Origin of the sequence: Staphylococcus schweitzeri, assembly GCF_002902405.1 — a bacterium.
Classification (GTDB): Bacteria; Bacillota; Bacilli; order Staphylococcales; family Staphylococcaceae; genus Staphylococcus; species Staphylococcus schweitzeri.
In genome coordinates, this window is record NZ_PPQS01000017.1 from 1 (window position 1) to 236 (window position 236).

At 34.3% G+C, this 236-nt stretch carries 1 protein-coding gene; it reads left to right on the forward strand.

The window, feature by feature from the left end; all coding sequences use genetic code 11:
- A partial coding sequence (locus CD116_RS04045) for an SdrD B-like domain-containing protein (protein WP_142381039.1) occupies positions 1-236 on the forward strand: 236 nt, incomplete at both ends.

The window sequence follows — 236 nt, forward strand, 5'->3', positions numbered from 1 at the left end:
GAAAAAGGTGAAGTAATTGGAACAACTAAAACAGATGAAAATGGTAAATATCGTTTCGATAATTTAGATAGCGGTAAATACAAAGTTATCTTTGAAAAGCCTGCTGGCTTAACACAAACAGGTACAAATACAACTGAAGATGATAAAGATGCCGATGGTGGTGAAGTTGACGTAACAATTACGGATCATGATGATTTCACAATTGATAACGGATACTTCGAAGAAGAAACATCAGA